15 protein-coding genes and 1 pseudogene are annotated in these 20,027 nt (G+C 73.8%); 11 read left to right on the forward strand and 5 right to left on the reverse strand.

All coding sequences use genetic code 11. The features are described from left to right. The first annotated feature begins 16 nt into the window (after nt 1-16). The 8 genes and pseudogenes from ABD811_RS30100 to ABD811_RS30135 all read left to right on the forward strand — a co-directional run. Nucleotides 17-826, forward strand: coding sequence for an EI24 domain-containing protein (locus ABD811_RS30100; protein WP_344954517.1), 810 nt, complete (start codon nt 17-19; stop codon nt 824-826). Between the two features lie 52 nt (nt 827-878). Then, nucleotides 879-2,078 carry a hypothetical protein gene (locus ABD811_RS30105; protein ID WP_344954519.1) on the forward strand — a complete coding sequence of 400 codons (1,200 nt, stop codon included), beginning with the start codon at nt 879-881 and terminating at the stop codon, nt 2,076-2,078. Nucleotides 2,079-2,190: 112 nt separating this feature from the next. Next, nucleotides 2,191-4,317 (forward strand): acyl-CoA dehydrogenase family protein, encoded by a 2,127-nt coding sequence (locus ABD811_RS30110; RefSeq protein WP_344954521.1) that lies wholly within the window; start codon nt 2,191-2,193, stop codon nt 4,315-4,317. 84 nt (nt 4,318-4,401) lie between these two features. Beyond that, the gene (locus ABD811_RS30115; protein WP_344954523.1) at nt 4,402-6,075 is read left to right on the forward strand and encodes an MmpA family trehalose lipid delivery protein; all 1,674 of its coding nucleotides are present in this window, start codon (nt 4,402-4,404) and stop codon (nt 6,073-6,075) included. Further along, the gene (locus ABD811_RS30120; RefSeq protein ID WP_344954525.1) at nt 6,075-6,206 is read left to right on the forward strand and encodes a hypothetical protein; all 132 of its coding nucleotides are present in this window, start codon (nt 6,075-6,077) and stop codon (nt 6,204-6,206) included. Before ABD811_RS30115 ends, ABD811_RS30120 begins: the two co-directional genes overlap by 1 nt. A 36-nt stretch (nt 6,207-6,242) precedes the next feature. Further along, nucleotides 6,243-7,055 (forward strand): glycosyltransferase, encoded by an 813-nt coding sequence (locus ABD811_RS30125; protein WP_344954527.1) that lies wholly within the window; start codon nt 6,243-6,245, stop codon nt 7,053-7,055. Next, the gene (locus ABD811_RS30130; protein WP_344954529.1) at nt 7,052-8,365 is read left to right on the forward strand and encodes a glycosyltransferase family 4 protein; all 1,314 of its coding nucleotides are present in this window, start codon (nt 7,052-7,054) and stop codon (nt 8,363-8,365) included. Before ABD811_RS30125 ends, ABD811_RS30130 begins: the two co-directional genes overlap by 4 nt. Before the next feature lie 55 nt (nt 8,366-8,420). Next, nucleotides 8,421-11,534: pseudogene (locus tag ABD811_RS30135) on the forward strand (alpha-(1->3)-arabinofuranosyltransferase domain-containing protein); the annotation flags it as partial. A gap of 1,027 nt (nt 11,535-12,561) precedes the next feature. Here the strand turns inward: ABD811_RS30135 and ABD811_RS30140 are convergent. Both ABD811_RS30140 and ABD811_RS30145 read right to left on the reverse strand, forming a co-directional pair. Then, on the reverse strand, nt 12,562-13,854 hold the full coding sequence (locus ABD811_RS30140) for an acyltransferase family protein (protein ID WP_344954531.1): 1,293 nt from the start codon (nt 13,852-13,854) through the stop codon (nt 12,562-12,564). Beyond that, entirely contained in the window at nt 13,854-14,651 is a 798-nt protein-coding gene (locus tag ABD811_RS30145) for a class I SAM-dependent methyltransferase (protein ID WP_344954533.1), read from the reverse strand. Before ABD811_RS30145 ends, ABD811_RS30140 begins: the two co-directional genes overlap by 1 nt. 183 nt (nt 14,652-14,834) lie before the next feature. Between ABD811_RS30145 and pgfA the strand changes: the two genes are divergently transcribed. Further along, nucleotides 14,835-16,007 (forward strand): cell envelope lipid trafficking protein PgfA, encoded by a 1,173-nt coding sequence (pgfA, locus tag ABD811_RS30150; protein WP_344954534.1) that lies wholly within the window; start codon nt 14,835-14,837, stop codon nt 16,005-16,007. 97 nt (nt 16,008-16,104) lie between these two features. Beyond that, on the forward strand, nt 16,105-17,220 hold the full coding sequence (locus tag ABD811_RS30155; protein WP_344954536.1) for an NAD(P)H-dependent flavin oxidoreductase: 1,116 nt from the start codon (nt 16,105-16,107) through the stop codon (nt 17,218-17,220). 85 nt (nt 17,221-17,305) lie between these two features. On the opposite strand, the gene ABD811_RS44060 is transcribed toward ABD811_RS30155, so the two are convergent. Both ABD811_RS44060 and ABD811_RS30160 read right to left on the reverse strand, forming a co-directional pair. Next, nucleotides 17,306-17,710 carry a DUF6247 family protein gene (locus ABD811_RS44060; protein WP_425549477.1) on the reverse strand — a complete coding sequence of 135 codons (405 nt, stop codon included), beginning with the start codon at nt 17,708-17,710 and terminating at the stop codon, nt 17,306-17,308. Then, nucleotides 17,673-17,981, reverse strand: a complete 309-nt coding sequence (locus ABD811_RS30160) for a DUF6247 family protein (RefSeq protein WP_344954538.1) — start codon at nt 17,979-17,981, stop codon at nt 17,673-17,675. The genes ABD811_RS44060 and ABD811_RS30160 overlap by 38 nt, the downstream gene beginning before the upstream one ends. A gap of 204 nt (nt 17,982-18,185) precedes the next feature. On the opposite strand from ABD811_RS30160, the gene ABD811_RS30165 reads away from it, so the two are divergent. Beyond that, entirely contained in the window at nt 18,186-18,980 is a 795-nt protein-coding gene (locus ABD811_RS30165; RefSeq protein WP_344954540.1) for an oxidoreductase, read from the forward strand. 372 nt (nt 18,981-19,352) lie between these two features. Here ABD811_RS30165 and ABD811_RS30170 read toward each other — a convergent pair whose 3' ends face one another. After that, the gene (locus ABD811_RS30170; protein ID WP_344954542.1) at nt 19,353-19,973 is read right to left on the reverse strand and encodes a TetR/AcrR family transcriptional regulator; all 621 of its coding nucleotides are present in this window, start codon (nt 19,971-19,973) and stop codon (nt 19,353-19,355) included. Between the last annotated feature and the right edge of the window lie 54 nt (nt 19,974-20,027).

Genomic DNA, 20,027 nt, shown 5'->3' on the forward strand with positions numbered 1-20,027 from the left:
GGGCCAAGGAGGTCCGGTGGGCCCGCAGGGGCCGATGGGCCACATGAGCGCGCCGGGCGGCGCGGAGGCGTCCCGCCCGTCGTCGTTCAAGGACCTGTTCAACGGGGTCGGCTACCTGTTCCGGGGGCTGGCGTGGGTGGCGCGGCACCCCGCGCAGTGGCTGTTCGGGCTGATCCCGGCGCTGATCGTGCTCGTGGTGTACGCGGCGGCGCTGGGCGCGCTGGCGTGGAACCTGGGCGACCTGGCCGGGTGGGTGACGCCGTTCGCCGACGGATGGGCATCCGAGCTGCGGGACGCCACGCGGGTCGTCGCCGGTCTGGCGATCTTCGGGGCGGCGCTGTTCCTGGCGGTGGTGACGTTCACCGCGGTGACGCTGCTGGTGGGTGACCCGTTCTACGAGAGCATCGCGGTGAAGGTGGAGGAGTCGCAGGGCGGCGCCCCGCCGGAGCCGGACGTCCCGCTGCTCACCCAGATCGGGCGGGCGATCGGCGACACGCTCGTGCTGGGCCTGGTGGCCCTGCTGTTCGCCGTGCTCTTCTTCGCCTGCGGGTTCCTGCCCGTCGTCGGCCAGACCGTCGTGCCCGTGGTGGCGGCCTGCGTGTCGGGCTACCTGCTGGCCGGTGAGCTGACCTCCGTCGCGTTGGAACGCCGCGGCCTGCTGCGGCGGGACCGCTTCGCGGTGCTGCGCCGGTACCGGCCGCTGGTCGTCGGGTTCGGCGCGGCGACGTTCGTCACGTTCCTCGTGCCGCTGGCGGCGGTGGTGATGATGCCCGCCGCCGTGGCGGGCGCCACACTGATGGTGCGGGAACGGCTGATTGTTTCCTGAGTGTGACTGGGGGCCGGAGTGCCCTCAGTGATCTTCGCGTAACGTGTGCCGCATGTCCGATCAGGGGGAGCGCGACACGCGCTGGACCGAGATGAGCGACGGTAACGAGAGGGGAGAGCGCTCGGGCGCCACGCCGCCGGAGGCCGAGGACGTCAAGGTCGCGCCCGTTCCGTCCGCCAGGGCCGCCACCGCCGAGCCCGCCACCGCCGAGCCCGTGACCGCCGGGTCCGGCGACCGGGCCGGGCAGCCCGCGCAGCCGGCGGACGAGGAGCACGCCGACCGGGGCGACCGGTGGGAGGGCGAGCTGTTCGACGGCTCCGGGCCGGACGCGGACGGCGCCGCCGATCCGCGGTACCAGGCGCCGACGTCGGGCGCCGGGACCCCCGCCAAGCCGGGCCGCCCCAGCAGCGGCAACTGGCAGATGCCCGAGTGGATGGCCGACGAGGCGGCCGCCGACGCCAAGCTGAACGGCCCCGTCAGGCCCGACGGCGACGAGGAGGGCGGCCGGTCGAAGCTGGCCCTGTACGGCGGCGTCGGGCTGCTCGTCCTCGGGCTGCTGGCGGCGGGCACCGTCTACTACGTCAAGCAGCGCGGCGACGACTCCGACTCCGGCTCCGGCAAGGAGAAGGGGGCGACGACGCGCGGCGTCCAGGCGCCCGCGGTGTCGATGCCCGCCGACCGGCCGCTGCGCCGCTTCCCCGGGCAGCCCAGCAAGGTGCTGGCGCAGGTCACCGACGTCCACTCGGGCCTGTCGTACCCGCGGCTGGCGCGGCCCTGGCAGGTGCCGGCCAAGCGGAGCAAGCTGGCGGTGTCCGGTTGGTCGGGTCAGCAGATCCTCGTCACCGAACGCGACGGCGGGCGGATCTGGTACGGGCAGCTGCTCACCGGCACGCTCAGCCCGGCGCTGCGCGGCTCCTACGACGGGCCGGAGAGCGTCCGGTCGGTGGCGGCGCTGGCCGCCAAGAACTTCGAGACCACGTACTACCAGTTCCCGCACAGGACGGCGCCGCTGGCGTCGCAGGCGCTGCCGGTGGGCGGCCGCCGGGGCTGGCTGGTCGCCTCGTACCTGACCTACAAGCGGGCCGGGGTGCGCGCGACCGGCGAGGTGGTCGCGACCGCCGTGATCGACACCGGCAAGCCCGCCCCGGCGGTGGTGTTCGTGTCGCTGCCGAACACGCACCGCAAGATGTGGCCGGACGTCAACCGGTTCCTGGCCGGGTTGAAGCCCGCGCCCCGCACCGGCACCGCCTGACCGGCGCCGCCGGGCCCGCCCGCCCCGTTCGTTCCCCTGGGGGCGATCTCTCTCTCGGCAACCGAATGTCGTTCTACTAGGCTGTGCCGCACGCCGAGGAGAGGGGCCGGGCATGGCGATCGGGCTGACCGAGGAACACGAGCGGCTGGCGGAGGCGGTCCGCGGCTTCGCCGGACGGCACGTCACGTCGCGGGCCGTGCGGGACGCCGACGACGGCGGGTTCCGCGCGGCCCTCGTCGCGCAGGGGCTGCCGGGGCTGCACCTTCCCGAACGGTACGGCGGCCAGGGCTTCGGCCTGCTCGAACAGGCCGTCGCGCTGGAGGAGCTCGGCCGGGCCCTCACCCCGGGCGCGTACCTGCCGACCGTCCTGGCCTCCGCCGTCATCGACGCGGCCGGGTCCGAGGCGCTCAAGGCCGAGCTGCTGCCGGGGCTGGCGGACGGCTCGCGCACCGGCTGCGTGGCGCTCGGCGGGCTCGGCGGACCGCCGGTGCTGGGCGCGGCGGCCGCCGACGTGTTCGTCGTGCCGGTCGGGGACCGCTGGGCCGTCGTCGACCGCGGCCGGGTCGAGGTGACGGAACTGGAGTCGCTTGATCTGACGCGTCCCGTCGCCGCGGTCACGACAGCCGGCGCGCTCGCCGACGTACCGGAGGAACGCCTGCTCGCCCCGGATGCGGACGTGCACGCCATCGCCGTCGTCCTGCTGGGCGCCGAGGCGTGCGGCGTGGCGGGACGCGCGCTGGACGACGCCGTCGCCTACGCCAAGACCCGAGAGCAGTTCGGCCGCCCCATCGGGCAGTTCCAGGGCGTCAAGCACAGGTGCGCACGGATGCTGATCGCGGTCGAACGCGCCCGCGCCGCCGTGTGGGACGCCGCCCGCGCGCTGGCCGGCGCCGACGCGCCCGAGCAGCGCCGGTACGCGGTCGCCGTGGCCGACGCGCTGGCCGCCGACGCCGCCGTGTCGTGCGCCGAGGGCAACATCCAGGTGCACGGCGGCATCGGCTACACCTTCGAGCACGACGCGCACCTGATCTACCGGCGGGCGCTGACGCTGCGTGCCCTGCTCGGCCGGGCGAGCGCGGCCCGGGCGCGGGTCGCGGAGCTGGCGGTCGCGGGCGTGCGCCGCCCGGTCGACGTCGACCTGCCCGAGGAGGAGGCCGGGCCGCTGCGCGCGCGGATCCGGCCGCGGGTCGCCGAGATGGCCGCGATGGACGTCCCGCGGCAGCGGGCGGCGATGGCCGAGGGCGGCTGGGTGACCCCGCATCTGCCGAAGCCCTGGGGCCGCGGCGCCGGGCCCGTCGAGCAGATCGTCATCCGGCAGGAGCTGGCGGCGGCGGGCGTGCGGCCGGTGCCGCTGATGATCGCGGCGTGGGTGGTGCCGTCGCTGGTCCAGTACGGCACGCCCGGCCAGCGCGAGCGGTTCCTGCCGCCGACGCTGCGCGGCGAGATCGTCTGGTGCCAGCTGTTCAGCGAGCCCGGCGCGGGCTCGGACCTGGCCGCGCTGTCCACGCGCGCCGAGAAGGTCGAGGGCGGCTGGCGGATCACCGGGCAGAAGGTGTGGACGTCGCTGGCGCGGGACGCGCAGTGGGGCATCTGCCTGGCCCGCAGCCACCCGGACCGGCCCAAGCACGACGGCCTCACCTACTTCCTGGTCGACATGGCCTCCGAGGGCGTCGACATCCGGCCGCTGCGCGAGTGCACCGGCGACGCCGTCTTCAACGAGGTGTTCCTGGACGGCGTGTTCGTCCCCGACGAGCTGGTGGTCGGCGAGCCGGGGGAGGGCTGGCGGGTCGCCCGCAACACCCTGGCCAACGAGCGGGTCGGGTTGACCAGCACCTTCCAGCTCGGCGGCGACCTGCCCGGCCTGGTGCGGATGGCCCGCGAGCTGGGCCTGTCCGACGACCCGGTGGTGCGCGACGAACTGGGGCGGCTGGCCTGCGACGAGCACGCCTTCGCGCTGCTGGGCCTGCGCGCCACCCTCAAGCAGATCTCGGGCACGGACCCGGGCGCGACCGCCAACGTCCGCAAGCTCGTGGCGATGGAGCACGGGCAGCGCGTCACCGAGTACGGCTTCACGCTGCTGGGCGAGGAGGGCGCCCTGACCGGCGACTGGAGGTCCGACCTGCGCCGCCGCTGGACCCGGCACCTGCTGGCGTCCCGCGCGATGACCATCGGCGGCGGCACGACCGAGGTCAACCTGAACGTCATCGGCGAACGCATCCTCGGCCTTCCCCGCGGCTGAGCGGACGGACATTTCACTACGGTTCGCGCTAGCGTCGGACGTCTGATGACAGCGGGGGGACGGACCTGGCGGGCGGGGTGGCCCGTGCCCGCACTGACCGGGCTGGGGCTCGGGCTGCTCGTGCTCGGCCCGGGGCTCGCACCCGGGTTCGTGCTGTCGTACGACATGGTGTTCGTGCCCGATCCCGGGTTCACGTCGATGACGTTCGGCGTGACCGGGACGGTGCCCCGGCACGTCCCCAGCGACGCGTTCGTCACGGCGCTCGCCACGGTGCTTCCGGGGGGCGTGGCACAGAAACTCGTCCTGCTCGCCGTTTTCGTGATGGCGTGCGTGGCGGCGGCGTCGCTCGTCCCCTCGTCGCGGACGCTGCCGAGGCTGGCGGCCGGGGTGTGCTACGCCTGGAACCCGTTCGTGGCCGAACGTCTGCTGCTGGGGCAGTGGGCGTTGTTGCTGGGGTACGCGGCGCTTCCCTGGGTGGTGGCAGCGGCGGCGGACGCGGACGCGCGGGGCGGCGGGCGTCGTCTCGTACGCGCGTTGCTGCCCGCGGCGATCGGCGGATTCGCCGCGTTGACCGTCTCGGGCATCACCGCGTTGGTCGTGGCGTCGGCGCGGCGGCGTGGCGCGGGGGTGCGGCGGGTCGTCCTGGCGCTGGCCGTGCTGAGCCTGCCCTGGCTCATCCCGGGACTGCTGCGCGCCGGGGGTGTGCCGGGGGACGGCAGCGCGGTGGAGGCGTTCGCGGCGCGCGCGGACACCCCGTTCGGGACGCTCGGCAGCCTGCTTCTGCTGGGCGGCGTATGGAACGGCGAAACCGTGCCCACCGCGTACGGGAACGTCGTCACCGCAGGGCTGTGGCTGGCCGTCGTGCTGGTGGCGTTGTTCGCCTACGGGCGGTGGTGCGCGAGCGCGGACGCCCCCTGGAAACGTGGTCTGGCGGGGGCGGCGGCCGCCGGGTACGTGGTGGCGGCTCTGGGGGCTGTGGCGGCGCCCGTGCTGGAGGGGCTGATCGGGCTGTGGTCCGGGTTCGCGGTGTTGCGGGACGGGCAGCAGTACGTGGCGCCCCTGGCCGTCGTCGTCGCCGTGGGGCTGGGCGTGGCCGCCGACCGGGCCGCGCAAGCGCGCTTGGGCGTGGTCACGGGATGCGCGGTGCTCGCCCCCGTGGTGCTGCTGCCGTCGTTGGCGTGGGGGGCCGCCGGGCACCTGCGCGCCGTCCACTACCCGGCCGACTGGGCGCGGGCACGCGACATCGTCCACGCCGACAAAGAGCCTGGGGCGGTGCTGCTGCTTCCCTGGGCCGCCTACCGGAGCCCGGAGTGGAACCACGGACGGCGCGTCCTGGACCCGCTGCCCCGCTACCTGCACCGCAGGGTCATCGTCAACGACGCGGTGACCGTGGACGGCACCACCGTCGCGCCCGAGGACCCGCGCGCGGTCCGCCTCGACCCGCTGATCGGATCGGGCGCCCCGCTGACCGAGGCGCTGCGCCGCGAAGGCGTCCGCTACGTCGCCGTCGACGACCCCGCGAACGCCGGCGCCGGAGCAGAACGGCTGGCCGGCGCCGAGGTCGTGCTCGACGGCCCTGACCTCGTCCTGTACCGCATCCAGGGGGCGGCGGACGTGCGGGACGCGCGGGTTCCGGCCGCGGCCGTCGCGGGCGCCTGGATCGTCACGAGTATCGCGATCGTCTGGTCATGTCTGGGCGCAGCCATTACTCTGGGCACCCCGCTACTCGGCCGTAACCCCCGTCGAAGGGTCGACTGATGCGCATCGCGATCTCCGCTCTGGTCGGCGTTCTGCTCGCAGCCGGTGCCTCGTTCGGCGCGGTGCAGCTGGCCAGCGCCTCCCAGAAGGACCCGGTCATCAAGCCGCTCTACAACTACGGCTCCCGCTGACCGCGGCGCGACCGCGGTCCGCCGTCCGGAGGCCCCATGGCCGCCCCCACCCCCGGCCCCGCCGTCCTTGAGATCGTCGTCCCGGCCTACAACGAGGCCGAGCGGCTTCCGGCGGGGCTGTCGCGGCTGTGCGCCGAGCTCGCCGCCCTGCCCCTCGCCGCGGGCGTCCTCGTCGTCGACAACGCCAGCACCGACGCCACCGCCGCCATCGTGCGCGGCTGGGACGGGCCCGTCCCGGTCCGGCTGCTGTCGTGCGAGCGGCGCGGCAAGGGCGCGGCCGTGCGCGCCGGGATGCTCGCCACGCGCGCGCCCTACGTGGGGTTCTGCGACGCCGACATGGCCACGGAACTGTCGGCGCTGCGCCGCGTGCTGGCGCTGCTGAGCGCGGGACGGCCGGTGGTCGTGGGGTCGCGGCGCCACCCGGAGTCGGTCGTCGACGGGTACGGGCAGCCGCTGCGCCGCCTGGGCGCCGTCACGTTCAACCGGCTCGTCCGCGACCTGGCGGACGGCGTGGCCGACACCCAGTGCGGCTTCAAGTTCTTCGCCGGCCCGCTGGCGCGCGCGGCCGCGGCCGACCTGCGCACGACCGGCTTCGCGTTCGACGTCGAGCTGCTCGCGCACTGCGTGCGGCGCGGCGCGTCGATCACCGACATCCCGGTGGTGTGGCACGACCGTCCGGGCAGCACGTTCTCGGTGCGCCGCCACTCGGTGGAATGCCTGCGCGACCTGCTCCGGATCCGGACGGGCCCGGCGGCGCGCTCCCGCCCGGGCCGGGTCAGGCTGCCGGTGCCCGTCGCGCGGGCGGAGGGCGCCCCGCTGCCGACCGTCTCGGGCGCCGGACGCGGATGAGGGCCGATCTGGACGGCCTGCGGCTGGCGGTCGTCAACTGGCGCGATCCCTGGCATCCGGCGGCCGGCGGCGCCGAACGGTACGCCTGGGAACTGGCGCGGCGGCTGGCCGCACGCGGCGCCCACGTCCGCTACGTGACGTGCCGCGCCCGGGGGCAGCGCCGCCGCGAGGCGGTCGAGGGCGTGCGGTTCGTGCGGATGGGCGGCCGGTTCACCGTCTACCCGCTGGTGCTGGCGTGGACGGCGGCGCGGCGCCGGTCCCTCGACGCGGTGATCGACTGCCAGAACGGCATCCCTTTCTTCACCCCGTGGGCGCTGCCCCGCCGCGTCCCGGTGTTCTGCGTGGTGCACCACGTGCACGACGCCCAGTTCGGTCTGTACTTCCCGGGGTGGCTGGCGCGGTTCGGCCGGTTCCTGGAGGGGCCGGTCAGCCGGTGGACGTACCGTCGGCACGCGTTCGTGGTCGTGTCGCCGTCCACCTTGCGCGCGGTGCGGGACCGGCTGGGCTGGGACGGGGCGACGTATGTCGTCCCCAACGGCGCCGCCACCCCTGCCCCCACGCCGCCCGACGGCCTGCCCGAGCGCGGCGACCCCGAGCTGGTGTGCGTGACGCGGCTCGTCCCGCACAAACGGACGCATCGCCTGCTCGACATGGCGGAACACCTGGCCGCAGCCCATCCCGGCCTACGCCTCCACATCGTGGGCGACGGGCCCGAGCTGGCGGCCCTCACCGCCGAGGTCGCCGCCCGGGGGCTCAACGACACGGTGACGTTGCACGGCTACGTACCGGAGGACGTGAAGGCGGCTCTGGTGGCGCGCGCCGACCTGCATCTGAGCGCGTCCCAGGGCGAGGGGTGGGGGCTGAGCGTCATCGAGGCCGCGGCGCACGGCGTGCCCACGGTCGCCTACGACGTCGACGGCCTGCGTGACGCGGTACGCGACGGCGTCACCGGCTGGCTGGCCGCCCCCGACGAGCCGTTGGCAGACACCGTCGAACGCGCGCTCAAGGAGCTGGACGACCCGTCACGGCGAGAGCAGCTCGTCGGCGCGTGCCGCCACTGGGCGGGCGAATTCGACTGGGCGCGCACCACCGACCGGATGGCCCGCCTGGTGACCGCGGCCGTCCGCGCGGGGACGGCGGCCACCGAAGACAAGCGCGCGCTTGTCGTCGCCCAGGACGATGCCGTGCAGGTCGTCGAGGGGCCCGTCCGCGACATGCTCCTGGCCGAACACGGCGGCACGGTACGGGTGCTGCGGACGGCGACCCCACTGGAACGCCTCCTCGGCCACCCAGAGGGCGGTTCTCCCTGACGACCTCGCCGCCGAAGCGACGATGTGGGGAATCCGGAGAGGAACGGGGGGCGAGATGGCCGTGGGAGAGGTGGACGCGTCTCCCTCCGCCCTGCCGTCCGCCGCCGGGCCGAGCGCCGAGGACGCGGCGGCGCGGCTGCGCGACCGGCTGCGGGCTGCCGTGTGCTGCCTGGCCCTGACCGCGCTGGCGTTCTCCACCCGTCCCGGGATGATCCTCGCCGACACCAAGATCGACATGCCGGTGCGTCCGCTGGGGTTCCTCGGCCGGTCGCTGCATCTGTGGGATCCCGAGCAGTTCGGCCAGCTGCAGAACCAGGCCGTCGGCTACCTGTTCCCGATGGGCCCGTTCTACGTGCTCGGCGACCTGGCCGGCATGCCCGCCTGGATCACCCAGCGGTGGTGGCTGTCGCTGCTGATGTGCGCGGCGTTCCTCGGCGTCCGGAAGCTGGCCGCGCGGCTCGGCGTCGGCACGCCCGGGGGCCGCCTGCTGGCCGGGATGGCGTACGCGCTGGCGCCCGGCGCGGTGGCGGCGCTGGGGCAGCTGTCGTCGGAGTACATGCCGGTGGCGATGCTGCCGTGGATCGTCCTGCCGCTGGTCGGCGCGGTGCGGGGCGGCGGCCGGATCCGGGCGGCGGCCTGGTCGGGCCTCGCCGTCGCCTGCTGCGGCGGCATCAACGCCACCGCGACGGTCGCCGTGCTGGTCGTCCCCGTCCTTTACCTGCTGACCCGGCCGCGCCGCGCGCCCCGCCTGCGCATCCTGGCGTGGTGGTCGGCGGCGGTGGCGGCGGCGACCGCGTGGTGGCTGGTCCCGCTGCTGCTCACCGGCACGTACGGGTTCTCCTGGCTCACCTACACCGAGAAGGCCGCCACCACCACCGGCCCGACCGGGCTGGTCAACGTGCTGCGCGGCGCCGAACGGTGGATCAACTACCTGATCGTGGACGGCACGGTGTGGTGGCCGCTCGGCAACGGCCTGGCGCTCGACCCGCTGCCGATGGTCTGCACGGGCGTCGTCGCGGCGCTGGGCCTGGCCGGGCTGCTCGGCCGGCTGCTGCCCGAACGCACGTTCCTGCTGGTCACGCTGCTGACTGGGCTGGCGATCCTCACCCTCGGCCACGGCGGCGACCTGCCCGGCCCGTTCGCCGCGCAGTTCCGCGACCTGCTGGACGGGCCGCTGGCGCCGCTGCGCAACCTGCACAAGTTCGACGCGGTGGTGCGGCTGCCGCTGGCGCTCGGCCTGGCGCACCTGCCCGTCATGGCGGCCGCCGTGAGACGCGACCCCGGCGCCCCGCCCGCTCTCCGGACCCGTGCGCGGACGCTGCTCACCGCGCAGACCGCGGCGATCGTGGCCGTCGGCGGCATCGGCGTGACGGCGGTGCGGCACGGGCTTTCGGGGCCGGGCGAGTTCCCGGACGTGCCCAGGTACTGGCGGGACGCGGCGTCCTGGCTCAACGCGCGCGCCGGTCAGCAGGCCGTGCTGGCGCTGCCGGGGTCGTCGTTCGGCGAGTACCTGTGGGGGCGGCCGATGGACGACATCGTCCAGCCGCTGCTGTCGGCGCGCTGGGGCGTGCGCCAGCTCGTGCCCGCCGGTTCCCCCGGCTACACGCGCGCGCTGGACGCCGTCGACCAGCAGGTCAGGTCGGGGCAGGGCTCGCCCGGACTGGGACGGTTCCTGGGACGCATGGGCGTGCGGTACGTCCTGGTCCGCAACGACCTGCGCCGTGAGACATTGCGCGGCGCATGGCCCGCGCGCATACGCCAGACGCTCGACGCCTCACCCGGGCTGCGCAGGGTCGCCGCGTTCGGCCCGCCGGTGGGCGGCGCGGTCGTCGACGACGCGGTCTCGGCCCACGACCAGCGGATCGCGCCGCTGGAGGTGTACGAGGTGTCCGGCGCCGACGCCGTGGCCGCGCTCGCGGACGCGACCGGCCCGCCGCGCGTGTACGGCGGGCCGGAGTCGTTGCTGGCCATGGCCGACGGCGGCGTGCTGCCGCACCGTCCCGTCCTGCTCGATGACGACGCCTCCGACCTGCGCGGGCCCGCGGTGGTGAGCGACTCGCCGCGCCTGCTGCACCGCGACTTCGGCGAGCTGCACCACACCTCGCAGACCCTGACCGCCGCCGAACGCGCCAGGGCGTCCGACGTGCTCGACGACGGCTGGCAGCGTTACGCCACCGTTGCCGAGTACACCGGAATCCGTAACGTCACGGCGTCGTCGTCGGCCGCCGGAGCCGACGGGGTGGCGCAGGCGCACGACCCGTCCGCCGCCCCGTACGCCGCCGTCGACGGCGACCCCGGCACCGCATGGAAGACCGGCGGCTGGAACGGCCCGGTGGGGCAGTGGCTCCAGGTCGACTTCGAACGTCCCCGCGAGATCGGCGTGCTGACCGCCGCGTTCGTCCGCGACGACGCGCTCGGCCCCGCCGTCACGCGCGTCGCCGTGCAGACCGAACGCGGCGTCCTCGACCAGGCCGTCCGCCCCGAGAGCGCCCCGCAGCAGCTGCGCGTCCCGCCGGGCACGACCCGCTGGGTGCGGCTGCGCGTCACCGGCCTGGCCTCGCCGCCCGCGTTCCCGGCGCTGACCCGCGCGGCCGTGGCGGAGCTGTCCATCGACGGGCTGAGCATCGGCCGCACGTACCGCCTCCCGAACGTCCCGGCGTCCACGTACGTGATGAGCCGCATCCCCGGAGGCGCGCCCGGCTGCATGAAGGGCGCCCAGCGCTGGGTGTGCTCGGACGACCTCGGCGTCCGCGACGAGGAGGGCGGCGGCTTCGACCGCACGTTCACGGCCGCGGCGGCGCGCCGCACGCGGCTGTCCGGTACGGCCGTGCTCACCGACCGGCGTCTCATCAGGCAGTACACGATCTCGCGCGGCGGCCCCTGGGTGACCGCGACCTCCGTCATCTCCGGCCACCCCGTGGCCCAGCCGCGTTCGGCGTTCGACGGCGACCCCGCCACCACCTGGATCGCCGACCCCGACGACGCCGCCCCCGCGTACGTGCTGCGATGGCGCAGACCCCTGCGCGTCTCCACGATCACGCTGCGGCGGCCGCCCGGAGCGAACGGCCCGGTGCGCGTACGGGTGGAGGGGCGCGGCGGCCACAGCCGCGAGCTGGTGACCGACGCGCGCGGCAGGCTGACGTTCGCGCCGATGACCACGGACCGGCTGACGCTGACGTTCCCCCGCGACGGCCGCCTGCAGCCCATCCAGATCAGCGAAGTGCAGGTTCCGGGTCTGCGCGCGCTGCCCGACATCCGGTCGTCGCCGTTGCGGCTGGACTGCGGCCTCGGCCCCGAGCTGCGGCTCGGCCGCGCCACGGTGCGGACGCGGGTCGAAGGCACCCTCGGTGACGTGCTCGAAGGCCGCCCCCTGCGGTTCACCGCCTGCGGGCAGGTCGCTCTCCATCCCGGAGACAACCGCCTGACCTCCGTGCCGCGGGACGCCTACCGCGTCGAAACCGCCGTCGTCGGCGACGGTGCGGTGACGGCGGCCGACGCGGCGAACCGGCCCGTGCGCGTGCTCGAATGGTCGGCCGGGGCGCGCCGCGTCCAGGTCGACGCCGACCGCCGCTCGTTCCTCACCGTGAACGAGAACTTCAACAGCGGCTGGCGGGCCACCGTTGGCGGCACCGAACTGAGGCCCGTCCGGCTGGACGGGTGGAAGCAGGGCTGGGTCGTGCCCGCCGGGACGCACGGCGTCGTCCGGCTCACCTACGAGCCCGACCGCGCCCAGCGCGTCTCGGTGATGGGCGGGCTGGCGCTCCTGCCGGTTCTCCTGCTGCTGGCGCTGTGGCCGTCCCGGCGCCGCAGGCCGGAACCCGGTCCGCTGACTGCCGGGCTGGGCTGGCCCGCCTGGGCGGCGCTGGCGTCGGCCGCCGGGCTGGGCGGCCTGATCTCAGGGCTGCCCGGGGTGGCGGTCGCGCTGCCCGTCGCGCTGGTGTGCGGCTGGGCGCGCACACGGGACGCCGCGTACGTCCGGATTCTGGCGTCGCCCTGGGGGGCCGCCGTGCTGATGCTGGCCGGCACGGGTTCTCTGGTCGCCTCGGTGTGGCCGAACGTCCTCGGCAACCCGGCGTCGCCGTCCGGCGCCCTGGGCAGCCTCGTCCCTCAGCTGCTCGGCCTGGCCATCGTCGGACGTCTGGCCGTCGAACTGTGGCGGCCCGGAGCCCGCCGCCGGACCGACGACGCCATCCGGCTCAACTGGGCGGCACCGGACCAGCGGCCGCCTCGGTCCGGGCGTCCGCCGCGGGATCCGGAGCCTTCCGGGCCTTCCGAGCCTTCCGCCGAGCATCCGCCCGCCGATCCCACGCCCGCGCCGCCAGCAGAACCGGACGCTCCACCAGGTAGTGGCTCGCCGTCGCCGCTGCGATGGACGCCGCCAGCAGAAGCGGAAGATCAGGCAGAAGATCGCCCCGGAACACCCGGTCGCGCCACTCGTACCAACCGACGATGATCAGCATCTGCCACAGGAACAGGCCGTAGGAGACGCGGCCGAGGAAGCGCATCACCGGGTTGCCGAGCGCCGCGCCGATCGCGCCGTGCCCGGGCGGCGCCAGCGCCACCGGCGCCACGAACGCCAGCGCGCACAGGCCGTTCAGCACCAGGTCGAACAGCGAGGTCCACAGCGCGTCGGGCGTCACCAGGTCCAGCGGGCCCGTCACCGGAGTCGCGGCGATCACGTACAGCAGGGCCGCGCCGAGCCAGCACACGCCCCACGCGTCGGCCACCGCGCGGCACACGCCCGCCACCGGATGACGGGTGTCCGTCCGCGCCCACACCGTCACCACGGCCAGGGCCATGCCGATCGCGAACCAGACGAAGAACCGCGGCACCCACAGGCCCAGCAGCAGACGCGGCTCCGGGACGAACATCGCCACCGTGTAGGCCAGAGAAACGAACGCGTAGGCGGCAAGGCCGAACAGCAACCTGCGGGCACGCGCGTCGACGTCCCCGGACGGGACGCGCCGCGCGTACCACCCCAGCACGGCCGCCGTCACCGGCAGCAGCGCGTACCAGGCGACCTCCACCGACAGGCTCCACATCTGCCCCAGGTGCGGCGGCCCCAGGCTCGCGCCCCACCACGGGTCCGGAAGGTACGTGTGCGTGAGCGTGAGCAGGAACCCCCACGTACCCGTGTCGCCGCTGTGGTCCTTCGCCACCAGCAGCATGAAGCAGACGACCACCACCCAGTAGGCGGGCAGGATGCGCAGCGCGCGCTTGCGCAGATAGCCGCGCACGCTCGGGGAGGGCCGTCCGAGCAGCACCGCCGCCGCCCAGGGACGGTAGAGCAGCAGCCCCGAAAGCGTGAAGAACAACGGCACGCCCACCTGGCCGCCGTTGAACAACCAGTTGCCGCCAATGGCGCCGGCCGTACTGGCCACGTGGTAGACGACCACGGCCAACGCGGCGACCGCGCGCACCCCGTCGAGCGTGCTCTGATGCCCCGAGATCTGGGGCAGGCCATCGTCGTCGCTCGGCTCGCTGGACATCAGCCCGCCCTGAGACGCCGGCGCAGCACCAGCACCAGATTCCACGACGCCACCTCACGCAGACCCCGAACACGCACGACGCCCTTGGCCCAGCGCGGGTGGTAGCGCGGGAACGCGTCCAGCACCTCCACGTCTCGTCGTGCACGCGCCCAGGCGAGAGCCTTGCCCGCCGTCACGGGATACAGGCTCTCGCCGTAACGGTTCTTGGGGGGACGGCCGTGCCTGCGTTCGTATCGCCGCGCCGCCCGCTCGCCCCCCAGGTAGTGCCAGGGGGAGGTCTCGTGCCCGCCCCAGGGCGACAGCCAGGGAGTGAACGCCAGGTACACGACGCCCCCGGGGCGGGTCACCCGAATCATCTCCGCGCCCATCCGCCAGGGGTCCGGCACGTGTTCCAGCACGTTGGACGACACGCACACGTCAACGACACCGTCCCGGAACGGCAGCGCGAGGGCGTCCGCCGCCAGCACGTTGCCCGCCGTGGGCACGGTGAGTTCCGCGACGTCGACGTCCATTCCGGCGCACCGGGCCCCGGCCGCGTTCAGCTCCCGCGCGAGCGCTCCCGAACCCGTGCCCACGTCCAGCGCCACCGCCCCGTCGAGCCGGGCGTAGGCGGAGAGCTGCGCAACCGTGTCGCGTGCCAGGAGCCGATAGAAGCCGTCGGGGTCGTGCTGCTCACGGAGGAACGCGCGCAGCAGCCGCACCGAACGGGCCAGCGTCGCACGACGCGGGCGGGGCTGCTCCAGCGCGGCCGGGCGCGTCGGCGAGGCCGCGGACGGGGGGCGCTGCGCGGCGACCATGGCCCCGGAGCTTACCTGTCGGTAGCCTACCGGCGGGATGTCTCCTCAGTTCAGCGACCGAAGCTCGCTATTCAGGGCGTCCGAATATCGGTTCGCGGCATTGGTCTATTAGACGGACGGTTCGACAGGTCCGGTAGGGTGACGCGCACCACGCCGGACCCGGCGGTCCTCCCGGAGGTGTACGTGCGACGACCGGTCGGAATGGCCCTCATCGGCTTGGGCGCGTTCTTCCTGACGCTGGGCCCGCTGGTCCGGTTCTACGTGGCCGACAAGGTCGTCGTCGCGCCGCTCAATCGTTACGCGGTGACGCGGCTGGAGGCGCGCAACGCCACGTACTTCGACACCTCCACCCTCAAGACCCGCTCGGGCGCCACCCTGCTGGCCACCAACACCCTGCGCGGGGACGTGCGCGCCAACAACGGCAACGAGAACGTCGCGGTCTGGGACTCCACGACCAACATCGTCGACACCGCGAACCCCGACAAGCCCATCCAGATCCAGGGCTATCGCATGGCCTTCGACCGCCGCACCTCCGAGCTGGTCAACTGCTGCGGCGTCAACGTCGACGGCGACAACAACGTCCGCATGTCGGGGTACGGGCTGCTGTTCCCGCTCGGCAACGTCGACAAGGTCGACTACCCGTTCTTCGACATGACGACCCGGCAGCTCGCGCCGATGCGCTACGACGGCGAGGACACCGTGCAGGGCATGACCGCCTACCGGTTCGTCCAGCAGATCCCCAACACCAGGACCTCGTCCCTGGACGTCAAGATCCCCGGCCGCATGCTCGGCCTCGGCAAGGACAGCCCGCCGCAGAAGGTCGACCGCTACACCCAGGCCACCAACACCGTCTGGGTGGACCCGCGCACCGGCATCCCGGTCCGGCACCGGCAGAACATCTACAGCACCGTCCAGACCCCCGACGGGCGCGGCCGCATGGTCGTCGCGCAGGCCGACCTGGCGACGATCGAGCGCGACCAGCAGTCCCTGGTCGACCTGGCCGACGCCAACGCCCTCAAGATCACCGCCGTCCGCGGCTACCTGCCGTTCGGCGCCCTGGCCGCGGGCCTGATCCTGCTGGCCGTCGGCGGCCGGCTGGCCCTCACCGCCGCCCCGGGCCGCCCGGCCGCGCCCCCGCCGCCCCGCCGCGCCGACGGCCGCTTCAAGACGGTGCCCGCCGCCCCCAAAGCCACCGCGGGAGCCACGGCCGCGACGACCGCGACGGCCGCGACGGTCGCCAAGCCTTCCGCGGCCGACGCCGCGTCCGGTGCCGCCCCGCCCCGCGGCCCCGGCGAGCAGGACCCGCCCCGCCACCCACCGGCCCCGCCCGGCTCCTATGCCGCCCGCCACCGCTGATACCCGTTCTAAGAAAGGCTTCCAACGCCGACCGGTGATCACAGCCCACAACTAGAACCTGTTGCAGTTTCGGTGTCCGGCGCCTAAGGTCGAGGCTGTGCGGACCCGAGTCACCGAACTGTTCGGCATCGAGTACCCGATCTTCGCGTTCAGTCACTGCCGCGACGTGGTCGCGGCGGTGAGCCGCGCCGGCGGCATGGGCGTCCTCGGCGCCCTGTACTTCACCCCCGAGGAGCTCGAACTCGAGCTGAAGTGGATCGACGAGCACGTCGGCGGCAAGCCCTACGGCGTCGACGTGGTGATGCCCGCCAAGTACGAGGGCGCCGACGTGGGCGACGCGGCCGAACTGCTCGGCAGGCTGCAGGGCATGATCCCCGACCGGCACCGGCAGTTCGTCGAGGACCTGCTGGCCGAGCACGGCGTCGAACCGCTCGGCGAGGAGGGCGCGGGCAAGGTGCTGCTCGGCTGGACCGACGCCACCGGCCGTCCGCAGGTCGAGGTCGCCCTCCGGCACCCGATCGCGCTGCTGGCCAACGCCCTCGGCCCGCCGCCCGCCGACGTCGTCGAGCAGGCCCACCGGCACGGCGTGAAGGTCGCGGGCCTGGCCTCCAACGCCCGGCACGCCCGCAAACAGGTCGAGGTCGGCGTCGACATCATCGTCGCCCAGGGCACCGAGGCGGGCGGCCACACCGGCGACGTGTCCACCATGGTGCTGATCCCCGAGGTGGTCGACGCGGTCGGCGCGGACACCATCGTCCTGGCCGCCGGCGGCATCGGCCGCGGCCGTCAGGTCGCCGCGGGCATGGCCCTGGGCGCCGACGGCGCGTGGACCGGCTCCATCTGGCTGACCGTCGACGAGGCCGACACCCCCGAGCGGCAGCGCGCCAAGCTCCTGGAGGCCACCTCCCGCGACACCGTCCGCTCCCGCTCCTGGACGGGCAAGCCCGCCCGCATGCTCAAGACCGCCTGGACCGAGGCGTGGGAGAGCGACAAGTCCCCCGGCCCCCTGCCGATGCCCATGCAGTTCATGCTGATCTCCGACGCCCTGCGCCGCATCAACCGCTCCGGCGACGGCGAACTGGCCACCTTCCCCGTCGGCCAGATCGTCGGCTCCATGAACCAGGTCAAACCCGCCGCCCAGGTCGTCTACGACCTCATGGAGGAATACGTCGAGGCCATCGAACGCCTCAACACCCTCACCACCACCGACTGACAACCGGCGGGGCGGCCCACACCGCCCCGCCCCATGACTTCACCCAAGCCACGTGACGTCGGTGATGCACAATCGGGCAGACCGTTCAACTCCAGCAGGCCGCGCCCGTAGAACCCGCCGAACTAGAGGGTTCTGCCCAGCCGGGAATCAGGTCGGCCCCGACGAACTCCTCGTCCCGTCCTTCTTTGGCGGCCCGAATGGCCTCCTCGTGGTGAGGACGGGAATATGCCACCGAGCGCAACCGCCAGAGATGCAGTACTTCGCGAATGCACTTGAACTGGTCGAAGTCGTGTGCTGCGTCCAGGGCCGCCTCATAGCCGGCCCGGAAGTCCTCCCGGAACCGCGGCGGCAATGCCTGGAAGACCGCGGCCGGGTCGTAGCCGGGGTCGAGCGGCTGGGCAGGCCATGCAGCTCGTGCAGCGCACGACCGTGGAAGCCGTCGAACTTGTAGGTCACAGCTTTCCGGCCCAGCCGGGGACCTGGTCGGCACCGAAGAATTTGTCGTCCCGGCCTTCCAGGGCGTCCCGGACCGCCTCGTCGTAACCGGGACGCGCGTAAGCCATCGCCCTCAGCCGCCACTGCTGCAGTACCTCGCGAATTCGCGCGAACTCGGCGAAGTCATGCGCGGCTTCCAGCGCGGCGTCGTAGTCCGCCCGGAACTCGCCGCGATACCGGTCAGGCAACAACCGGAAGATCGCGGCTGGGTCGTAGCCGGGGTCGTGCGGCTGCTCGGGCGCGGGGTCCACGGGCTGAGCGGTCATGGCTGCCAGCGTACTCATCGGGGTGCTCTCGTCCTGGGCCGTCGCCGGCCTCGTCATCACACTCTGGCGCCGAAGATACCAGCGTAGATAGCACTCTGAAGTCATATCGCTACATCTGGTGACGGTCTCCCTCTCGGCTCCTGTCCGGACGTGACGGCGGATTTCTGCCAGAAACCTTTTCAGGGGGCCTGCACGATGAAGTGCATGGATCTTGGCTTGAAAGGCAAGGTGGCCGTGGTCACCGGGGGCAGCAAGGGGATCGGCCTGGCCATCGCCGGGAAGCTCGCCGACGAGGGTGCGCATGTCGTCGTGGGGGCGCGTACCGTGACCGACGAGCTCGCGCAGATGCGCGACGAGCGGGGCGTCGCCGTCGTCGCGGTCGATCTCGCGACCGCCGACGGCCCGGCGGCGCTACCGGCCGAAGCGGCCGAGCTGCACGGTGGGGTGGACATCCTGGTCAACAATGTCGGCGCCAGCGAACCCGGGCCGACCTTCGCCGACATCACCGACGCCGCCTGGCAGCGGATCTTCGACATCACGTTCTTCAGCGCGGTCCGGGCGACCCGTGCCGCGATCCCCGCGCTGAAGGCACGGGGCGGCGGCGCCATCGTCAACATCGGCTCCGTCAACGCGCGGCAGCCCGACCCGGCGGTCGCCCACTACAGCGCGGCCAAGGCGGCCCTGGTGAACCTCGGCAAGTCGCTGGCGATCGAGCTGGCCCCCCACGGCATCCGGGTCAACACGATCTCGCCCGGGCCGGTGCGCACCCCGTTCTGGACCGGGCCCGGCGGCTTCGCGCACGTGGTCGCCGGTGCGGCGGGCACCACCCCCGAGCAGGCGGTGGACGAGGTGGTCCCGGCCGGCATGGGCATCCTCACCGGACGGTTCAGCGAGCCGGAGGAGGTGGCCTCACTGGCGCTGTTCCTGGCGTCCGGCCTCGCGGCCAACATCACCGGAGCGGACTACGTACTCGACGGCGGCACGATCAAAACCGTCTGACGCGCGCATCGAGAGCCGAACCTGTACGCCGGAGGCGGGGTCCGCCGCAAGGATGTCCGCTCCTCCACCACGGCCTGCCGGCCGCCATGAGCCTGGGCCGGACCATCGGCGAGCATCTCTCCTCGACCCTGCCGTACGGTGACGTGGTGAGCCATGACGCGAGGGTTCTCCTGCGGGAGTTCCGTGGGCTTCCCCTCCTGTCGGCCGCCCTCGCCTGCTACCTGCTCGACCGCGGCCTCCGCTTCCGCCGATGACCGTCTGCCGCCGGTGCGGCTGCGGCGCGCCGCCGGCCGGTTGGCGTGGGTCTTCTGGGAGGCGCCTGCACTGCTGGACGGGCCGGCCGGCAACAGGCCCCTCCTGAGGCGGCGACTCTCAGGCGTCTGCGGGCGGGGGGAGCAGTGCGGTCAGGACGGTGGCGAACGCCCGCTCGATGACGTCGGCCGTGACGGCTTCCGGGTCGGCGAGGTGCTCGTTGACCAGGCCGTTGGTGAGGCAGTGCAGGATCAGCCCGGCCAGCTCCGCGGGCACGGCCGGTGCGGTTCCGGTGCGTTCGGTCGCCTCGGCGATCGCACGGGCGGCCGCGTCCCGCTGCGCGCGGCGCATCGGGGTCAGCACGGCCCGTGTCTTCTCGTCGCGGGCTGCTTGGGCGGCGAACTCCAGGCCCAGCTGACCGCGCCCGGTGTCCCCGACGATCCGCGCGGTGATCGTGCGGGCGACCCGGTCGATCACCGTGGCGGGGTCGCCGTCGAGCTCGGCGGTCACGGTGGCCAGTTCGTCCTCGGCGCCCTTGCCGAGGATCGCTCCGAACAGTTCCCGCTTGCCGCCGAAGTTGGAGTAGACGGCGCCCTTGGTGAAGCCGGCGGCGTGGGCGATGTCCTCGATCCGCGCGTCGGCGTAGCCGCGTTCGGTGAACACCCGCACCGCCTCGGCCAGCAGCCGCCGCCGCACCTCCTCACGTGGCACCCGCCGGGCGGGCCCTGGGCTGTCGGTCATGGCCGGAGTGTAGCATACTCGAAGTATTGAATACTTTCGGTATCGAATCGGGGG

This window comes from Actinomadura miaoliensis (assembly GCF_039536785.1).
In the GTDB taxonomy this organism is placed as follows: domain Bacteria; phylum Actinomycetota; class Actinomycetes; order Streptosporangiales; family Streptosporangiaceae; genus Spirillospora; species Spirillospora miaoliensis.

What these genes read in the sequence shown, in the direction of transcription:
- ABD811_RS30145 (WP_344954533.1), bottom strand. Translation starts at nt 14,651, where the DNA reads ATGGTCGCCGCGCAGCGCCCCCCGTCCGCGGCCTCGCCGACGCGCCCG.
- ABD811_RS30165 (WP_344954540.1), top strand. Translation starts at nt 18,186, where the DNA reads ATGGATCTTGGCTTGAAAGGCAAGGTGGCCGTGGTCACCGGGGGCAGC.
- ABD811_RS30160 (WP_344954538.1), bottom strand. Translation starts at nt 17,981, where the DNA reads ATGACCGCTCAGCCCGTGGACCCCGCGCCCGAGCAGCCGCACGACCCC.
- ABD811_RS30140 (WP_344954531.1), bottom strand. Translation starts at nt 13,854, where the DNA reads ATGTCCAGCGAGCCGAGCGACGACGATGGCCTGCCCCAGATCTCGGGG.
- ABD811_RS30120 (WP_344954525.1), top strand. Translation starts at nt 6,075, where the DNA reads ATGCGCATCGCGATCTCCGCTCTGGTCGGCGTTCTGCTCGCAGCCGGT.
- ABD811_RS30105 (WP_344954519.1), top strand. Translation starts at nt 879, where the DNA reads ATGTCCGATCAGGGGGAGCGCGACACGCGCTGGACCGAGATGAGCGAC.
- ABD811_RS30130 (WP_344954529.1), top strand. Translation starts at nt 7,052, where the DNA reads ATGAGGGCCGATCTGGACGGCCTGCGGCTGGCGGTCGTCAACTGGCGC.
- ABD811_RS30170 (WP_344954542.1), bottom strand. Translation starts at nt 19,973, where the DNA reads ATGACCGACAGCCCAGGGCCCGCCCGGCGGGTGCCACGTGAGGAGGTG.
- ABD811_RS30110 (WP_344954521.1), top strand. Translation starts at nt 2,191, where the DNA reads ATGGCGATCGGGCTGACCGAGGAACACGAGCGGCTGGCGGAGGCGGTC.
- ABD811_RS30125 (WP_344954527.1), top strand. Translation starts at nt 6,243, where the DNA reads ATGGCCGCCCCCACCCCCGGCCCCGCCGTCCTTGAGATCGTCGTCCCG.